Consider the following 13,675-nt stretch of genomic DNA (forward strand, 5'->3'; position numbering starts at 1 on the left):
TACAGCTTTAATTAGCGCGTCAAGCTGACAATCAAAGCGACTAAATAATCTGGCTCTACAGGTTTAGAAATGTGTAATTGAAATCCCGCAGCCAGCGCTTTATCCCGATCTTCGTCAAGCGAATTGGCGGTGAGCGCGATCGCTGGAATTGCGCCACCTTGATCCGCCGGGAGTAATCGAACTCGCCTTAACAAGGTATAGCCATCTTCGGCTGGCATGGAAATATCGCTCACTAGGATATCAACTTTATGAGTATTCAAAGCTTGGAGAGCGCGTTGGCTAGATGAAACCGCCGCGACATCGGCACCCGCTTGTTCGAGGGCAATCATGGCAAACTCACAGGCATCCGCTTGATCATCCACAATTAACACTGAGATTCCTGCTAAAGGCAGATTCGATGTTGATGGAGGATTTAAAGTAGGGAAGGCATAGTTTTTATTGGATTGTCCTTCGATATCGACATCATCATTTTCTAGCAATGGTAAGACTATAGTGAACGCGGCTCCTTGCCCTTCTCCATTGCTTGCAGCCGTAATCGAGCCGCCATGGAGTTCCAGCAAATGTTGAACAATCGCTAAGCCCAAACCCAAACCTTCATAGGATTTAGTAGTGCCCGTGTTTGCCTGACGAAAGCGATCGAAGACATAGGGGATAAATTCGGGATTGATTCCCTTGCCAGTATCCGTAACAGTAAGTTGAGCGTAAGCGGGACAAGAGATTGCGTGAGGCTCAGAAGAAGGATTTTTCCCGACTGCTTTGAGATTGACATTTACATGACCTGCATGAGGAGTAAATTTAATGGCGTTGGATAGCAAATTCAAAACAATCTGTTGCAGGCGATTAAAGTCTCCTAGAACCTGTAGCAGTGGATAATTTTTGCCTTCCCCGCTTTGATCAGTGGTTTGGGTGCAGGTAATCTGAATCGATTTTGCTTCTGCCATCGGGCGCACAACTTCAAGAGCAGCTTGGATCACAGAAGCTAATTGCACGGGTGCAACGGTTATCTGCAACTTTCCATACACAATTCGGGAAACATCGAGTAAATCTTCAATCAATTGAGATTGAGAACGGGCATTGCGTTCAATCACTTCTAGGGCACGGGGAAGAATAGTGGGATCTAAAGACCGAGTGCGGAGTAGGTTTGCCCAACCAAGAATCGAGTTGATTGGCGATCGCAATTCATGGGAGACGATCGCCAAAAATTCATCCTTAGCGCGGTTCGCATCTTCCGCCACAACCCGAGCCGTCTGTTCTAGTTCTAGCAAGTGTGCCCGTTCATCAGCGAGTTGCTTTTGATCATGAATATCGGTGCAAGTGCCAAACCATTTAATGACGTGACCCTGAGCATTTTTTAAGGGCAACCCTTGCGCTGTGTGCCAGCGATATATGCCATCCGCTTGCTGCTTGAGTCGATATTCATGGGTGTAAGGCTGACCTTGATCAACGGCTGCTGTCCACACTTCATAAGTGTATTGCATATCATCAGGATGCACCGCAGTTAACCAGCCTAAACCCAATGCCTGCTTTTGAGTTAACCCGGTATAATCACAAAATTGTTGATTGACGTAAGTCCATAATCCTGCCGGGTTACAAGTCCACACGAGATGAGGAATTACTTCTGCTAGATATCGATAATGTTCTTCACTTTGGCGCAGAGCTAGATCAGTTTGCTTGGATTGAGTAATGTCTAAAATAAATGCGATCGAGTCTTGGCGAGATTCACCCAGCAGACTATAGCCAACTAAGACTGAAATCCGACTACCATCTTTACGGATATATTCTTTTTCATAAGGTGTGCAAGCTCCCCTAGATTGAGCTTCAGCAATACCCAATTCATCTAATGGCAAGTACTCCGGTGGGGTAATATCACTCCAGCGTAATTTGCCCGTTACCAAGTCGTCTCGGCTATAGCCAACGATGCGAAGAAATTCATCATTGGCTTGTTGAATGCCTCCCTCAACATCACCAAACAGGATGCCGACCACGTTCGCATCCATGAAACTCTTCAATCGGGTTTCGCTGGCTAAAAGCGATTCTTCTGCACGTTTGCGATCGCTAATATCGGTAGTGCTGCCAACAGCTTTAATGGGCTGACCTGCTTCGTTTTTAACGATAATCCCTTGATCATGTACCCAGCAATAGTGACCTTGTTTATGTCGCACTCGATATTCGATACTGTAGCGATCAATGCTCGATAGATCAGAAGGCTGCTCTTGCATCCGAGCAACGTCATCAGGATGGGCTAATCTTCCCCACCATTCTTTGGTTGGCTCAGCGTCTTCTAAGTCATATCCCAGCAGTTCTGTCAGTCCTCTCGTGCGATCAACTGCATCGGTCAGAAAATCCCATTCATAGATCAAACAATTCACTGCATAGGCAGCCTGTTCAAATCGCGCGATCGCGCGGGTTAGCTCTAACTCAGTTTGTTTTCGGCTGGTAATGTCTTGAGTAATGCCCAGAATCTGATGAATTTGTCCATCTGGTAACCGATCAAATAATACTTCACGACCCAAAAACCAACGCCACTCGCCATTCGCGTGCTGCATCCGATATTCTAATTCCAACACTGTGCCGTCAGGAGCTTGTTGCAGGCGATCGAAATGAAGCGGAATGCTTGCCCAATCATCGGAATGAATTAGGGTTGACAGCAGATTAGAACCCATCGCCTGGATTTGCTCGGTGCTATAGCCCAACAGTTCACCCGTTTGGCGATTGGCATAGATGTTGCGCTGTTCACTCAAGTCGTAGAGATACAAAATTCCGGGAGTCGTTTCAGCAATCTGCTGAAGCAATCGCAGGCTGTCTTGGAGCGGATCACCTGTTTGGGCTGCAATATCTGAAGGCAAAGAGATTGGGCTGACCTTTTTTGACATCGCGCTTTGCAGGGATATCCGCAGTTGGTCGGCGCTTGTCTCTTGCTTAATTAGATAATCAGTAGCGCCCTGTTTCATTGCTTGCACCGCGATCGCCACCGAGCGATCGTCTGCCATGATTACAACAGGCGGCGGGTTATGTATCTCTGCTTTTATCTTTGTTAGAAACCCTAGCCCATTCAAGTCGGGCAATTGAAAGTTTAGGATAATTCCATCAACTGTATGAGTCCGCAGCACCTCTAATCCCTGCGAACCAGAAACTGCCTCTAAAAATTCGTATGAAGCGACTGTTCCTGCTAGTAATGCTAGACGATACTGTTCTCGCGTTTCAGAACAATCGTCAACAATTAGCACTCTATATGGTGCAGCATTGTGCTTCATCCTTACCCCGTAACCATCAAAATAATTATTACTCTAGCAGAAGCGTTTACTGGTGTTCACTGTGCCCAAGACAGTGAGTGGCTGAAACAGGTAGCAATAGCGCGATCGCGTCTTACCTTTCTTATCTTGGGGCTTCTTTAGAGCATAAATAATCTGTCTAGAGGGGGAAGTTATTGTTTAGAAAGTATTTACCTACCACCCAAAGATTATTGTCGTCCAATTTTTTCTCCTACCAACAGGGGGCTAGGGTAAAGGCATCTTTGCGTTGTTTCAGGAAAGTTGCACATCACGTTAAAACTATAAAAAACGATGGAGTTAGCTAAATAGTGCAGCAACTCTATCGTTTTGGGAAAAGGGGGTAGCAACAAACCAAATTCTAACCGCCAATTTTTACCATCCAAAAAGCGTCAGTAAAAAATAAGCAAAGACAGTACTTCCAACTCCACCTATTAAAAAGCCAGTGCTATACCGAGTCCATCCGGCTGATGTTTTAAATTCCTCGGGAGGCTGTGGAGCCGTCAATGTCAATGTAGGTGCAGGCGGATTGCTTGCTCCATATAAAAGGATGAGAATCGTTGAAATAATCAACAAGCCAATTCCAGAAGCCAGTCCAGCCAGATTGGCACTGGGGGTATCCCGTAGAGGTCCAAGCTTTGCAAAAGGCACGATAATCCATAGCCCGTGGGCAATCCCAGCCTCTACGCCGCACCGCGAAACACTAATACCTTTCCGATAAGCAGGCAAGCTGTTCAGAAATGTTTTGGTGAAGTTGGATGAATTAATCGGTGTTTCTAGATTTGCACTGGATATATCATTTACTGGATGAATAACAGTCCGGTTTCTAGGATCGGTCGGGTTACTATTCGAGCGGGTAACAGCATCACTAATCATCGGTTGCTTGCCTCAATCTTTAATATTTAGTCCACTAGCTATCTGATGTTTGATGTCCAGCAAGATATATGAATCAAGGTAAACAAGGTTTTTGGATAGAACATCATTCTTACGGTACAAGGTGAGTCGCAGGCGGCGTTTTGACCAGAAAATTACAAAAAAAATCTTCCCTATAGATCCATCCAGTGACGAATGACGTATATCCGTGCAGACTGTTCAGAAAAGCATATTTCAGCAGTCGATCGCTCATCTTTTGCCTATCCTGTGTTGATTTAGCACGGGATCTGCATAAACCACTTAGAGGCGAAGAGGTTGCTAGTTTGAATCAGCAATACTCCGGCTCACATGCATCTTTGTCTTTTTTTAAGTTGAGAGGAAAACCAGTTATGGAACGTGAAAATCTAAGTTTGCCGCCTGCCCCAACTCGGCGGACTCAACGAGTAGCAAAGTCTCGCCGCGATTTATTGGTGAATGGCGCGATCGCAAGTTTGGGGGTTGCTGGAGCCGTTGGACTACAAGCGCTGTTACCTGATCGCAGTGAGGCTGCCGCGCCTATGGACAAACAGAACGACGTTAAAGTGCTGAATGGGGCGCTGTTTTATGAACATCAGGCGATTTGGGCGTATAGTTTTGCGGCTGGAAAGTTAACGACTACTGATGTAGGTAAAGCGGTTTTGGCGATCGCCTTGGCGAATCAGGCAGATCATAAACAACATCGAGATGTATTGTCATCGGCAATCCGTAGTTTGGGCGGCACTCCGGTAATTGCCCAAACCAGCTATGACCTATCGGGCTACCTAAAAAAGGGAGAAGGTAATGTCGATTCGGATGTAAACATTGCAAAATTGGCACTAGCACTAGAAACCGATGCCGCGATCGCCTATACCCAAGAAATTTCGAGACTCAAAACCCCGGCTCTGATTACCGCCGGCGCTAGCATTGGCTCAACTGAAGCTTCTCATGCCACCGTGATTCGAGCCGCATTTAAATCATTGGGTATGAACCTGGAAGTGGTGCCTGCTGCATTCGTGAGCGCTCAAAACCGCGATCGCTGGATCTTAACCGTATAGTTCTACTCCAGTCGGGATAGGTCTACCCCAGTCGGGACGCAACCTGAAACTTACGGTTCGTCCCGATTCTCTCTTACGCCTAAATCAAGCTTTTAGACTATTTGAGCAACTATTCGCGTATGGTTAAATGACATCAATGCTGATTTCAAAGAAACGCACTGTTTAAAAGTAGCTGTTTTTTGATTCCCATTAATTTGTCAACCTGAGAGTTTGGAGAAGGACTTTTTCTCAATGGCAACCCAGCCAGTTTTTGATGAATCCTTCATCCTTGCCCGAATTGCTCAACAGGATGAAACGGCGCTTGCTCAATTGTACGATCGCTATGCTCGTGTGCTTTATTCGGTTGCCTTCAAAAGCCTAGGCTCCGTTGAAGAATCCGAAGAAGTCGTATTAGATGTGTTTTCCCAAGTGTGGCGAATCGCCAAGCGCTACGATACTCAAAAAGGTCGGGTAGATACGTGGCTATTTATGTTGACTCGCAGCCGTATTTTAGATCGCCTCCGGGCAATTCAGCGATCGGCAAAACTGCCTACCACTTCTGTAGATGCGGTAGAGATCCAAATTGCCGGATCGAGCGTAGATCCGATTGAAGATGCCCTAATCTCTGAACGCCAAACTCAAGTGTTAGCCGCCCTTAAAACCCTACCTCCAGAGCAACGTCTGGTTTTAGAGTTAGCCTATTACAAAGGCATGACTCAGAGTGAGATTGCGGCTCAAACTGGGTTTTCCTTGGGGACAGTCAAAACCCGCGTTCGTTTAGGATTAAATAAACTGCGAATCGCCCTTGGCAGTTGGGAACTCTAGCCCCGCAATGTATATACCTACTGTTTAGTAGTCATGTGTGATGGACGAACACCGCTGTTTTTGTGAATTGGCTCCGCTGTATGCCCTTGGCTTGCTGAATGAGGGCGATCGCGCTTGGGTGGAATCGCAAATTGTTGTAGAGCCAGATTTGGCAACCGAACTGGCAGAAATTGAAGCGATCGTGGCAGCGATGCCCTATGGCAATTCGCAGGTGCCAATGTCTGCCAATCTGAAAGATCGACTTTTTCAGCGAATCGGACGCACTGTGCCGATGACCCAACCCACACAAGAACCTGCGTCCGCGTTTCCGGCTCTCGTTGCTCGCCTGCTCGAACGTAGCGCAACCTCGCTGATTAACCGCAGTGAAGTTCGCCACCAAGCGATTAAATGGGAACGCTATAAAGTTCCTGGTGTTACCATTGCACGGCTGCATATTGATCTAGTCAAACGTGAGGCAGTTGGGCTGTTTCGGGCGGAACCCGGAGTGCGATATCCCTTGCATCATCACGCCGATGTGGAAGAAATCTTTATGCTGCAAGGTGATTTGATCATGGGAAACAAAGTCTATGGCAGTGGAGATTACATTCGCTCTGTTCCGAGCAGCACTCATGCTCCTGAAACTCACGGAGGCTGTATGTTCTTCTTCCGTACTTCGCTACACGACGAAATTTTAGAAGAAGTTCAAGCCTAAGAAGAATACGGCATTGCTGAATCTGGGGATGAAATTGATAGGGGCAATCCCTTGTGGTTGCCCTCGATCTGAGGCAGGGTAGGCACAAGACCTACCCCTACAGTTAAAAATCATACTTACATTCAGCAACGCCGAAAATACAGACTTGCGAATGCCGAGTGCAGAATGTTGAGGTAAAAGATTGACAGCTTAAAATCTTGTTCTCCTTCTTCGTTACTCGTCAAATATTTCCGTAGAAGATTCGTCATTCGTCATTTTTTCATCGTCCATGCTAAAAAACGTTCGGTGTAGTAGAGCGCGAGTTGGTTGCTGATGCCACTGGGCAAGGCATCAAAGGCATGTTCTGCCCAAGGAATTTCGAGGAAGGTGGCGGTGTTGCCGGATGCCTGCAATTGCTCGGATAGATAGCGCCCAAACTTCGCTTGGACAATGTGATCGCGTCCGCCATAAATCAGCAGGGTAGGCGGGAGGTTGGGGCGCACAAAGGTAATGGGGGAAGCCGCTTGGTATAAGGTAGGAAACTGGTCAGGAGTGCCGCCTAAAAAAGCATTCAACGTTTTTTTGGAATCGATCGGGTCAGGATTGGGGGGATCATAGTAGCCTTGAGTTAAATCCACAGGACCGTAGTAGTTAACCACAGCCCGAAATGAGGACGCATTGGTTGAATATGCTGCCAGCATTGCTAAATGTGCCCCTGCAGATCGCCCCATAATTGCCATCCGATTCAGATCAATCTCATAGGCGGCGGCATTTTGGCGAATAAATTCCAGCGCCGATCGCACATCTTCGATTTGGGCAGGAAACCGATAGCGAGGTGCCAACCGATAGGCGATCGCCACCACAGTGTAGCCTTGACCCGCTAAATAGCGATTCAAAACCGCATTGTCGCGGGGGCTGCCATGCTGCCATGCTCCTCCATGAATCATCACTACCGTGGGGTGTTGACCATTTTCAACAGGACGATAGAGATCGAGCTTTAAGGGCACCCCATCAGGTGCGGCAAATTGAATGTTGGCATCGTAACGTACTGGAGAAAGCGGAATTCCTGTAAAAAAGGTGTGCCACGAAAAAGGATGAGCTTGCCCGTTAGTCAGCTTAATAGCTTCAGGCTGCACGCCCAGCGATCGCTCCATTTCTGCGGCAAACCGCTGATGGGTAGCAGGTAATTGCCATAACGGTAGGATGCTAAGCGATAACGCCACCAAACTAATGATGAGACTGACTAAAACCAGCCGTTTTTGCTGAGATTGCCAAATGAGTATTGCCAACAGAGCGATCGCCCCATTGCCTAACAGCAGCCCTGGACTCAGTTCTGGCGCACCCACCGATAACGGATAGAACGTAAAGGTGGAGGCGGTAATGACAATCCAAGCGCTTAAAAACAGTCCAGTAATGCTACAAAAAAGGAGTAGAAACGGCGATATGGCTCGAAACACTATGATCAATTCTTTATAGAAACAATGGCTACGTTGTGAGAGCCGACGGCGAACTGTAAGTATTTCAAGGGAAAAAACTACTGCTTCTAGAACAAGGCACTTGGAACCATTAGGGTGCTTCTTTTGCCCGTTGCCGCAGGATGAATTCGGCGATCGCCAAATCCATAATGGTCGTCACTTTTAAGTTGGTTTCCTCACCGGGCACAATTTTGACCGGAAAACCGCATTGCTCAAACAGCATGGCATCATCCGTCACCTGCCAGCCTTTATCCTCGCCCTCTTGGTGACAACGAGTGAGCGCTTCAACTTGAAAGCCTTGAGGCGTTTGGGCTGCCCATAGGTTGCCGCGATCAGGCGTGCCCGTAATCATTTGGCTGGTCGGCTGCACAATTTTGATCGTGTCTTTGACGGGAACTGCTGCAATTAACCCCGGACAGGTGAGCAACTCCTCAGCACAGCGATCGAATAAAGCAGGCGTAACCAAACAGCGCGCCCCATCGTGAATTAGCACCCGTTCCGCCACCGCAGGCAACCCTTGCAATCCACAAAATACGGATGCTTGCCGAGTGTCGCCGCCCGGAATGAGATGCACCATTTTACTCATGCCGATCCCGTTGATGATGTCCTTAAAGTCTGGAAAATCGTCGGGTTGCCCCACGACCCCAATCCACCGAATCGAGCGAGACAATTTGGCGGCAAGCAGCGTCCAGGCAATTAACGGCTTGCCAAAAACGGGTAACAGGAGCTTATTGCGATCGCTCCCTATGCGGCGACCCGATCCTGCGGCTGGAATAAGTAGGTACATGTTGCACCTCCGCGAGACAAATTCTCTCCATTATCGCCAATCAGTCCACTTTGGCGCAGAGGGGTGACAAAGTAGATGAAAAAGTAAAAGGCAAATCTAGAGAACAAATGGTTTATTCTTTAAGCGGTTACCTTCTAAAATTAAGAGCGAATTTAGCGTAAAGAAATATTATGCGAATCCTAGCCTTGGTTCCTGGTGGAATTGGCGATCAAATCCTATTTTTTCCAACCCTGGATGACTTAAAGCAAACCTATCCTGAAGCGGAAATTGATGTCGTAGTTGAACCACGAGCCGCTGCGGCGTATCGGGTTAGCAAGTCTATCCATTCTGTGATCCCGTTTGATTTCAAAGGACGAAATAGTCTGGCAGACTATGGTAATTTGCTGGGCACTTTGCGCGATCGCGAATATAAAATTGCGTTAGCGTTGGGTCAAAAATGGACAGTCGGTTTCTTGCTGTGGTTGACGGGCACTCCTGTTCGCGTGGGATATTCTGGGGGGGGCGATCGGTTTTTGACCCATCCATCCCCGTTGAATAAAAACCAATATGCCGCTGTCATGTATCACGATCTCCTGAAGGGGTTGAACATCACCACTCCCTGCCCTGATTTGGCGGTGAGTGTGCCAGCGAGCGATTTAGATTGGGCGGATGCAGAACGGCAGCGTTTAGGCATTGGCAACGGGGGCTATGTTTTGATTCACGGCGGCTCTAGCCAACTTGCCAAAGAAAAAGGGATTGATAAGATCTATCCAGTGGAAAATTGGCAGGGCATTATTCAGGAGTTTGTCCGGCGATCGCCCGATTTACCGATGGTCGTGGTGCAGGGTCCAGATGACGAAGAGTTTGTCCAAACATTGGTACGGGCAAACCTCAACTTAAAAGTCACGACACCGGGCGATATTGGTAAACTGACCGCGATGATTGCGGGAGCTAGCTTGATGCTTTGTACCGACAGTGCCCCGATGCATTTAGCCGTTGCGGTGAAAACCTATATGCTGGCGCTGTTTGGACCGACGGAACCAAAATTGTTGCTGCCCCAAAGCGATCGCTTTATGGGAATTAAATCTCTCAATGGCAAAATGGCAGATATTGACCCTACAACTGTTGTAGAGAAAATCTGGGCAGGACAACCCGCCTAAGCAACGATCGCGTTGCAAAGGTTTACCGAAATCAACATGCGATCGCACGTATCCTATTTCTAGAATCATCTCTTCAGAGAATGAACTGAAATTGGAGGCTTTTCTCACATGCAAACAGACTATGTGCTATTTATTCATGGAGTGAATACCCGCAGCGAACCAAGCTTTCGCCAAGATGCCCAACGTCTATTCGAGCGTATTCAATCATCCGTTAACAATTCATCCAGAACATTGAAGCCAATCTATCTGTTCTGGGGAAATGTTAGCGAGGAGGCGACGAGTTTATTGCTAGAAGGGCTGCAAGCGTCGCCTAAATGGTCTGATTTTTGGTTTCAAAAACTGCGTACTGAACAGATTTTGCCCTTTGTTGGCGATGCAGCTCTCTACCTCAGCCGCCACATTAGCGCAAACCTAGTTCGGCAAATTAGCGATCAAGCACTGGATCAAATTGGGCTGACTTTAGACGAGCTAAAATCGCCTCCAAATAGGGGGCAACTGAAAGGCGATCGCCTGCATTTAGTCACCCATAGCTGGGGCACTGTGATCTTGTTTGATATTTTGTTTGCGCCTCGTTGGGAAGCGACTGAGGTAGAACCTGAAACTCGACAAAATATTGAGAATATTCGCACGGGCTTTTTTGGATTGGGCTTTCAAGAAAACCAAGACTTTGGCATTCCAGTTGCCAGCATCCACACCATGGGTTCGCCGATTTCCCTGTTTAGCTTAATTAACGCCGCTGGCGGTCGTAGTTTTAACCTTACGCCTAAATTAAAAGAACTGCTGGAATCAATTTATGCCCAAAGACGCAACAAACCCTTACCTTGGCGTAACTATGCTCATCCCGGTGATCCGATCGCCTATCCTTTAGCAGGACTCTTACCCATTTTGCTAGAAAGCGCACAAAACACGGTGCAAATTGAGGATATTGTGATTCCCACCAATTTTTTAATGAAACCTTTTAATCAAACCATGCTGCCGCTGATTAATGGCGGAGATGCCCATGGGAGCTATTGGAAGAGTAAAGAGGTGGCAACCGCGATCGCCCAAGCGATTCAAACTGCCTAGCTAAGCATCACAGGGCTGGCGCGTTATTTCAACCGTCACCTGACCGCTAAAGTGTGGGATGGGCGGAGTCAGCTTGGTTAGCGCAATGGTGACCTGGTGAATGGGAGTTTCCGCAGAATGAGTCTGCAATAGGGCATCTGCGATCGCGCTTGCCAGTTTTTCTAGCAAAGCGAATTTGGACGTTTGAATCAAGTGCTGCACTGTTTCAACCACCGAGCAATAGTTAAGCGTGTCTTCTAAGCGATCGCTCTGCCCTGCGGCTGCCAAATCGAGCATCAGCGTCACATTCACCGCAAACCACTGCCCTAGAACCTGTTCTTCTGGCAACGCGCCAACATAACCATAGCCCCGAATATCAGCAAGACGAATAATATCCATGAGAGAAATTAGAAGTTGTTAGAGTGGGGTTGACAAAGCGTAGTACAAAATGCGAATGTAATGATCGTCTGAATTATGCGGGTGTGGCTCAGTGGTAGAGCGCAACCTTGCCAAGGTTGATGTCGCGCGTTCGAATCGCGTCACCCGCTTTTAGCCGCATAAGCCGTTCACTAAGGATTTACCAGAGATCTTAGTCAGTTACTTATAAAAAGCCAAACGCGATCGCGGGTTTATCGAAGTCCTGCCGACTTCAAAGTTAGAGTGGTAAGATTCCAATAATTACTCACTATTGCGTTGACAAGTACTCTACAGCAAATTCTAATTTTTGCTAAGTAAACAGAAAGACTTGATCACGAAAGCTTGCCTAAATGGGTAAGTCGTTATTCTTAGTCAAAAAACTAGCAACTTCAGTCCTGGTGCTGCCTGTGCAACCGCAAAAATCCCAGAAGATTGATTTAAACCAAGAGTATCCCTGTCCTTGTCGTCGTAAAGGGCAACTGACTCCGATCGCGCTCACTGAGGCTTTTGGGTGTAATCGGTGTCAGCAGATTTTTGTGGTGGATGAAAGTGGGCAAGTGTTAGAGCATTTAGCCAGTAGTTATCCTTACAAAAAAGCATGGCGATGGAATGGGCATCAGTGGAATATTGCCAACCCCAATTTTAGAGATAATTACTTGCAGATCGCGTTGGGCATTGTCTTTATCATGCTGGTGATCTGGCTACCCTTGGCACTCAACGCCAAGCCAACCTCGCATAGTGCTGTTTTGGTGATTGGTATTATGCTGCTAGCACTGCTTCCAGCCTTAATGGTCTTACTGGCATATAGACGATAACCCAATGACGACGGATTTTCTTGGTCTCACTTCTGATCCCATTGCGGCTGTCCAAGCTGCCCATCGGGCTTCAATTCATTTATCTACTACAAGGGGAGTACTGCGGAGTCAGGCAGTTTATGCCATGGCAGAAGCCCTAAAACAGGCTCAAAATGACATTCTTGAAGCCAATACTTTAGACCTAGAAGCCAGCCGAGAAATGGCGGTGCCCGACCTAATTTTAGAATGGCTGAAACTTACTCCTGAACGCTTGCAAACGGCTGTTCAACTCCTTAAGCGTCTGAGTGAGCTACCCGACCCAATTGGGCGCGTTATGGATGCGGCATACCAAATTGATCACTGCCAAATCTATTCGCAATTGATGCCCTTAGGTGTAATTGCCATGATTTACGAAGCATTTCCAGAGTTGGCAGCAGTAGCGGCTGGGTTATGCATCAAAACGGGCAATAGTTTAGTGTTGAAAGGCAGTGGCGAAGCGAGTCATTCTAATGCTGCGATCGCCCAAGCGCTTTGGTCAGCGATTGAGAAAGTCGGCTTACCGGACGGATGCCTTCAAGCCATCGCATCCGACCACAGCACTCTAGTACGGGATCTGATTGTTCAAGATCAATATCTAAATCTAATTATTCCCTATGGTCGTCCTAGCTTAGTGCAGCAAATTGTCCGGCAAGCAACGGCTCCCGTTCTGAAATCTGCCATGGGCAACTGTTACCTATATTGGTCGCCTTCCGGCGGTTTAGAAGCAGTGCGCTGGATGATTTTGGACAGTCACCAAAGTGAACCTGACCCGGTGAATGCGATCGAAAAAGTCCTCATTCATCCCAGCCAAAATCCTTCTTCCCTCTTGATGTTATGGGATAGCCTGCGGGAAAAAGGGTTCGAGTTGCGGGGGGATGCCGTCTTATCAGCCGAATTCCCCGATTTGCGGTTGGCAGAAGAGGGAGAATGGCGACAGGCATATCTGGCAAAGATAATAGCTTTTAAGCTGGTTGCTAGTTTGGAAGACGCGATCGCCTGGATTAACTTAAACAGCAGCGGACACGCCGATTGTTTAGTCACCGAATCCTATCAAGAAAGCCGCCAATTCGCTCTAGGTATTAACAGCGCTTCTACCTACATCAATGCATCTCCCCGCTTTTCTCGTAATCCTAAACGAGGAGACTCGATCTTTCTGGGCATGTCTAATCAAAAAGGACACCGCCGCGGTCCTATTAGCTTAGAGACACTCACGACGGTGAAGCACATTATTCAAGGGACAGGACAGTTTTGAATTGGGGACTATTTAACGCCCCTCTTTTGAATTCAAAGT

General features: G+C 47.5%; 13 protein-coding genes and 1 tRNA gene. 9 read left to right on the forward strand and 5 right to left on the reverse strand.

The window, feature by feature from the left end:
- Window positions 1–11: 11 nt before the first annotated feature.
- Entirely contained in the window at window positions 12–3,227 is a 3,216-nt protein-coding gene (locus AB3R30_RS02970; RefSeq protein WP_458647653.1) for a PAS domain-containing hybrid sensor histidine kinase/response regulator, read from the reverse strand.
- Window positions 3,228–3,245: 18 nt separating this feature from the next.
- Between AB3R30_RS02970 and AB3R30_RS02975 the strand changes: the two genes are divergently transcribed.
- Window positions 3,246–3,395: a hypothetical protein gene (locus AB3R30_RS02975; RefSeq protein ID WP_458647654.1), complete on the forward strand. Its 150-nt coding sequence runs from the start codon at window positions 3,246–3,248 to the stop codon at window positions 3,393–3,395.
- A gap of 249 nt (window positions 3,396–3,644) precedes the next feature.
- Here AB3R30_RS02975 and AB3R30_RS02980 read toward each other — a convergent pair whose 3' ends face one another.
- On the reverse strand, window positions 3,645–4,145 hold the full coding sequence (locus AB3R30_RS02980; protein WP_458647655.1) for a photosystem I reaction center subunit XI: 501 nt from the start codon (window positions 4,143–4,145) through the stop codon (window positions 3,645–3,647).
- A 386-nt stretch (window positions 4,146–4,531) separates the two neighbouring features.
- Here AB3R30_RS02980 and AB3R30_RS02985 point away from each other — a divergent pair, with 386 nt between their 5' ends.
- The 3 genes from AB3R30_RS02985 (at window position 4,532) to AB3R30_RS02995 (ending at window position 6,710) form a co-directional block, all read left to right on the forward strand.
- The gene (locus AB3R30_RS02985) at window positions 4,532–5,215 is read left to right on the forward strand and encodes a ferritin-like domain-containing protein (protein ID WP_458647656.1); all 684 of its coding nucleotides are present in this window, start codon (window positions 4,532–4,534) and stop codon (window positions 5,213–5,215) included.
- 231 nt (window positions 5,216–5,446) lie between these two features.
- A complete protein-coding gene (locus AB3R30_RS02990; RefSeq protein WP_458647657.1) occupies window positions 5,447–6,019 on the forward strand; it encodes a sigma-70 family RNA polymerase sigma factor in 573 nt (190 codons plus the stop codon).
- A gap of 40 nt (window positions 6,020–6,059) precedes the next feature.
- Complete coding sequence (locus AB3R30_RS02995) at window positions 6,060–6,710, forward strand: cupin domain-containing protein (RefSeq protein ID WP_458647658.1); 651 nt, start codon at window positions 6,060–6,062, stop codon at window positions 6,708–6,710.
- Window positions 6,711–6,961: 251 nt separating this feature from the next.
- On the opposite strand, the gene AB3R30_RS03000 is transcribed toward AB3R30_RS02995, so the two are convergent.
- Together AB3R30_RS03000 and ispD are read right to left on the reverse strand one after the other, a co-directional pair.
- Window positions 6,962–8,146, reverse strand: coding sequence for an alpha/beta hydrolase fold domain-containing protein (locus tag AB3R30_RS03000; protein WP_458647659.1), 1,185 nt, complete (start codon window positions 8,144–8,146; stop codon window positions 6,962–6,964).
- 109 nt (window positions 8,147–8,255) lie between these two features.
- On the reverse strand, window positions 8,256–8,951 hold the full coding sequence (gene ispD / locus AB3R30_RS03005) for a 2-C-methyl-D-erythritol 4-phosphate cytidylyltransferase (protein WP_458647660.1): 696 nt from the start codon (window positions 8,949–8,951) through the stop codon (window positions 8,256–8,258).
- Window positions 8,952–9,121: 170 nt separating this feature from the next.
- Here ispD and AB3R30_RS03010 point away from each other — a divergent pair, with 170 nt between their 5' ends.
- Together AB3R30_RS03010 and AB3R30_RS03015 are read left to right on the forward strand one after the other, a co-directional pair.
- Window positions 9,122–10,090: a glycosyltransferase family 9 protein gene (locus tag AB3R30_RS03010; protein WP_458647661.1), complete on the forward strand. Its 969-nt coding sequence runs from the start codon at window positions 9,122–9,124 to the stop codon at window positions 10,088–10,090.
- A gap of 108 nt (window positions 10,091–10,198) precedes the next feature.
- The gene (locus AB3R30_RS03015; RefSeq protein ID WP_458647662.1) at window positions 10,199–11,155 is read left to right on the forward strand and encodes a hypothetical protein; all 957 of its coding nucleotides are present in this window, start codon (window positions 10,199–10,201) and stop codon (window positions 11,153–11,155) included.
- Here the strand turns inward: AB3R30_RS03015 and folB are convergent, their stop codons facing one another.
- A complete protein-coding gene (gene folB / locus AB3R30_RS03020) occupies window positions 11,156–11,533 on the reverse strand; it encodes a dihydroneopterin aldolase (RefSeq protein WP_458647663.1) in 378 nt (125 codons plus the stop codon).
- A gap of 77 nt (window positions 11,534–11,610) precedes the next feature.
- Between folB and AB3R30_RS03025 the strand changes: the two genes are divergently transcribed.
- The 3 genes from AB3R30_RS03025 to AB3R30_RS03035 all read left to right on the forward strand — a co-directional run bounded on the left by AB3R30_RS03025 (window position 11,611) and on the right by AB3R30_RS03035 (window position 13,636).
- Window positions 11,611–11,682, forward strand: a tRNA-Gly gene (locus AB3R30_RS03025).
- Between the two features lie 219 nt (window positions 11,683–11,901).
- A complete protein-coding gene (locus AB3R30_RS03030) occupies window positions 11,902–12,366 on the forward strand; it encodes a hypothetical protein (protein WP_458647664.1) in 465 nt (154 codons plus the stop codon).
- A 4-nt stretch (window positions 12,367–12,370) separates the two neighbouring features.
- Entirely contained in the window at window positions 12,371–13,636 is a 1,266-nt protein-coding gene (locus AB3R30_RS03035; RefSeq protein ID WP_458647665.1) for a glutamate-5-semialdehyde dehydrogenase, read from the forward strand.
- Window positions 13,637–13,675 lie beyond the last annotated feature (39 nt).

This window comes from Sivoneniella epilithica UHCC 1019 (genome assembly GCF_040830845.1).
GTDB lineage: Bacteria > Cyanobacteriota > Cyanobacteriia > Leptolyngbyales > Leptolyngbyaceae > ULC077BIN1.

Coding starts and splice junctions, on each gene's coding strand:
- AB3R30_RS02980 (WP_458647655.1), bottom strand. CDS start 4,145: ATGATTAGTGATGCTGTTACCCGCTCGAATAGTAACCCGACCGATCCT.
- AB3R30_RS02985 (WP_458647656.1), top strand. CDS start 4,532: ATGGAACGTGAAAATCTAAGTTTGCCGCCTGCCCCAACTCGGCGGACT.
- AB3R30_RS02990 (WP_458647657.1), top strand. CDS start 5,447: ATGGCAACCCAGCCAGTTTTTGATGAATCCTTCATCCTTGCCCGAATT.
- AB3R30_RS02995 (WP_458647658.1), top strand. CDS start 6,060: ATGGACGAACACCGCTGTTTTTGTGAATTGGCTCCGCTGTATGCCCTT.
- ispD (WP_458647660.1), bottom strand. CDS start 8,951: ATGTACCTACTTATTCCAGCCGCAGGATCGGGTCGCCGCATAGGGAGC.
- AB3R30_RS03010 (WP_458647661.1), top strand. CDS start 9,122: ATGCGAATCCTAGCCTTGGTTCCTGGTGGAATTGGCGATCAAATCCTA.
- AB3R30_RS03015 (WP_458647662.1), top strand. CDS start 10,199: ATGCAAACAGACTATGTGCTATTTATTCATGGAGTGAATACCCGCAGC.
- folB (WP_458647663.1), bottom strand. CDS start 11,533: ATGGATATTATTCGTCTTGCTGATATTCGGGGCTATGGTTATGTTGGC.
- AB3R30_RS03030 (WP_458647664.1), top strand. CDS start 11,902: ATGGGTAAGTCGTTATTCTTAGTCAAAAAACTAGCAACTTCAGTCCTG.
- AB3R30_RS03035 (WP_458647665.1), top strand. CDS start 12,371: ATGACGACGGATTTTCTTGGTCTCACTTCTGATCCCATTGCGGCTGTC.